The organism is Streptomyces sp. NPDC045701, assembly GCF_056432045.1.
This window is the reverse complement of record NZ_JBWKJV010000147.1, coordinates 1-3,389: the sequence shown is the minus strand read 5'-3', so window position 1 is coordinate 3,389 and position 3,389 is coordinate 1. Positions and strand designations below refer to the sequence as shown.

Below are 3,389 nucleotides of genomic sequence, written 5' to 3'. Positions count from 1 at the left end.
CGCCGGTGTGGATGCGGATGGTGGCGCGTCCGGCGAGGCGGACGTCGTTGAAGCGGTAGCGGTGGCCGTCCTCGTCCTTCAGGGTCCAGCCGTCGAGGTTGATCCCGTGGCGGGTGGTGTTGGTGATCTCGACCCACTCGGCGTTCAGTGACCGGTTGGAGCGGTTGTCGCGTCCGGGGCTGTCGGCCTGGACGCGGCTGATCTCCACCTTCGGCGTCCGGTGGCGGTCGCCGTCGTGGGCGGAGGCCGGCAGGGCGACGATCGAGACCATGGCGCCGGCCGCGAGGACGGTCGCGGCGATACGGCGGGCGGTCGAAGAAGCAGACATGGGTGATGTCTCCCGAAGAACAGTGCTCCACCAGCCGAAAAAAGAGGCTGGTGAGAGCGGTGCGAATCCCCGGTCCGGTGTGGCCCGAGGACCCGAACTCTGCCGCCCCGACGCCCCCGCCGGAATGCGCGCCAGGGCCCGTTACCAGTTACGGACATATCCGTAACTGACGCCTGTATCCGGCACGGACATTAGGCGGCGTGACCCTGACATTCGCTGACATCTACACCCACCCGTTCAGTGATCAGCCGCAAGCCCTCCCACACTCCGGCACCCACCCCGTACGCCATCGGGCGCACTCCGCCGGTGGAGTGACCAGCCCGGGTAACAGCCGTTCTGCCGCTTTTCTTCGCACACCTCGACCCCCACCGCACACCCGTTCCTCCACGCCTACGCCCGCGACGTGTACGACCCCGTCCTGGTGCGGGCCGCGCTCTTCGACCTGGTCGTCACCCTCGCCGAACGGATCCGCCGGCGCGAGCAGATCGCCCGCAAGATGACCCTGTCCGTACGGCTCGCCAACGGCTCCACCGCCGACCGCACCCGCGCGCTCCCGCAGGCCTCGGCCCATACCGAGGGCCTGCGTTCCACGACGTTCCGGATCCTGGACTCACTCGCGCTCCAGCGGGCCCGGATCCGCCGGATCACCCTGACCGCCGAAGACCTCCACCCCGCCGACCAGGGGCCGGGCACACAGATCTCACTGGACCCCGCGAGAGAAGACCGGCTCTCGCTTGCACCCGTCCTGGACCGGATCAACCACCGGTACGGGCGGCGCCTCGCCGGACCCCGTCGCCTACCGGAAAGCCAGCTGACACCGACCGGAGCATGGGCGTCAGGAACGCATCGCGCCCCCATACCGGGGATCACTCGGTACGGGGGCGCCAGGGAAGCGGATCAACGATGAGCCGGGCCCCAGCCGTATCCAGCAGCGCGTCGACGGCATCCGTGTTCGCTGCCGTAGCGAGCCGCACACAGGCGCCGGCGGGGCCGGGCCAGCCCTTTCCCGGTCGACGGACAGCCGGACGGGCCCGCTGCTGCCCTTCTTCACGGTGCGCTTGGCCATGGACAACCCCCTGGAATCGACACGGAACTGGGGCGGTGCTGAGCGGCGAGAACGGCACGGGCCACGCCGTCACCCGGTGCTGACGTCAGCGCGCGGGGCCCGGCAGGATGCCACGGATGACCAGCTGCCGAACGTAGGGGGTGGGCATGGGCTCCATCTGGACGCCCGTGCGCAGCGGCTTCACCGAGAACCGGAAGCCCTGGATCGGGCCGTGGCAGATGAGCCCCAGCGGCGTGGGGATGCCGATGCCATCGGGGGAGAGGGTGAAGCCGAGCCCGGCGTAGAAGTCTGTCAGCTCCGGCTCGTGCGTGACGTACATGAGGGCTGCGCCGAACTTCCCCTTCTCATGGGAGGCCATCGTCTTCTCGGCTTCGGCGACCAGGGCGCGCGCGATGACTTTCCCGCGCCACTGGTCGACCATCGCGAGGGAGTCCAGGCTGGCGACGAGTCCGGCGATGATGTGCGCGTTGGGCGTTCCCGCGAGCATGCCGTGGGTGTAGGCCCACACGGTCGGCATCGCGAGCATTCCGCCGATCAGCGCGCCGGACGACGTCTCCTCCACCACGCGGGCGCACGTGTACTTCTCCGGATCGAGACTCTGGTCGATCACGGCCGGGAGGATCCGCCAGGAGCCGTCGGGGTTGTCCGGGTCGGCCACCCGGAGCACGGGCTCCAGCGGGGCCGCGTCGGCCCAAGTCGCGTCCCGGAGCTCGAGGCCATCCGGCAAGGCCGGGACGCTCACGGGGATGATGGTGGCCGGCTGCACCGCGCCGGGCCTGGGGACCGTGGCGGCGTACATGCGCTCGCCCATCACGTGCCCCGAGTACAGGCGCTTCGCCTCGCGACGTGCCGGATTCCCCGACCGACGGGCGCACCCTTGCGCGCCCCGTTCCGCTTCCCTACGGTGTCCCTCCCCTTGTCACCGTAACCCTTCCCCACCCAGGCCCTGCTTAACACCCGGCCCTGACAGGCGACTTACTGCTCGCCGAAGCCTTTGAGGACGGGGTCCAGTTCGGCGGCCGCGCCACACAGCGAGCACAGCCCAACGCCCGGCTGCTGCGCCACGTCCAAGGCCCCCTCCAGGGATAGCACCGGCGCCCCGGGCCGGAGCCTCGTCGCAGTCGACAGCGTGCACGACACCGCCGCGGCCGGGACCGCGGCCGCCGGCCTTCGCCAGCACCCAGCCCGACGGGCGGCGGGGCCCGAGGACCTGGTCCACGATGGACGGCTTGGGCAGGTACTCGGTGGGCACGTCGTCGTACGAGACGCCCTCCGGCGGGCGCACGTGCTGCGGAGCGCGTACCCAGACCCGGTACTCGGCGGGCTGCACCGAGTCGCCGCACTGGTGGAGAGGCGGTATTCCCATGCTGCGCAATTCCTGGCTCTCGATCCATTTTGGACATCAGGGCAGGGGTCAGGTGGTGCTGGTGGAGTGTCAGACGGCAGGATGAGCACAGGCCGCACGGGGGTAGATCGCTTCACACGTTACTGATCCCGTGCGGCCCTCTGTAGGCACCTGTGCTGTCCGCTCTTCCTGTGCAGTTGTTCTGCTACGACAGTGTCTTGGTGGCCACAGATGCCGCTTCGGCAATCAGCTTGTTGTCGTAGTCGGCGTCTTTGATCCTCGGTTTGACATGATCGCCATGACGATGGGTGCGGCGCCCGGGGGCCACACGACGGCGATGTCGTTTCGGACAGCGTAGACACCGCCTCCGCCGGTCTTGTCCCCGACATCCCATCCCTTGGGTACTCCGGCCCTGATGAGTTCGTCTCCGGTGGTGTTGGTCCGCAGCCACTGAGTGAGCTGTTCGCGTTCGTCCTTGCCCAGGGCGTCCCCGAGAAAAAATGCCCGCAGGTCTGCTGCCCACGCGCGGGGTGTGGTGGTGTCTTGTGTGGCACCGGTACTACAGCCGTGCGTGTCTGTTGGGTGCGTGACGCGTTGTTCCGTTCGTGGAGACGGAGCGCGCGGTAGAGGTGTGGTCGGGCTGGTTCGAG

At 69.0% G+C, this 3,389-nt stretch carries 2 protein-coding genes and 3 pseudogenes; 1 reads left to right on the top strand and 4 read right to left on the bottom strand.

Features of this window, described 5'->3' with window-relative positions:
• A partial coding sequence (locus tag AC07DW_RS33860; protein WP_478861443.1) for a lamin tail domain-containing protein occupies nucleotides 1–328 on the bottom strand: 328 nt, incomplete at its 3' end.
• A 400-nt stretch (nucleotides 329–728) separates the two neighbouring features.
• Between AC07DW_RS33860 and AC07DW_RS33855 the strand changes: the two are divergent.
• Nucleotides 729–1,235, top strand: a pseudogene (locus AC07DW_RS33855) (DinB/UmuC family translesion DNA polymerase); the annotation flags it as partial.
• Nucleotides 1,236–1,479: 244 nt separating this feature from the next.
• On the opposite strand, the gene AC07DW_RS33850 reads toward AC07DW_RS33855, so the two are convergent.
• From AC07DW_RS33850 to AC07DW_RS33840, 3 genes and pseudogenes are all read right to left on the bottom strand, one after another.
• Entirely contained in the window at nucleotides 1,480–2,136 is a 657-nt protein-coding gene (locus AC07DW_RS33850) for a hypothetical protein (protein WP_478861442.1), read from the bottom strand.
• Between the two features lie 233 nt (nucleotides 2,137–2,369).
• Nucleotides 2,370–2,733 (bottom strand): annotated as a pseudogene (locus tag AC07DW_RS33845) (DUF6233 domain-containing protein); the annotation flags it as partial.
• Between the two features lie 211 nt (nucleotides 2,734–2,944).
• Nucleotides 2,945–3,297: pseudogene (locus AC07DW_RS33840) on the bottom strand (serine hydrolase); the annotation flags it as partial.
• Between the last annotated feature and the right edge of the window lie 92 nt (nucleotides 3,298–3,389).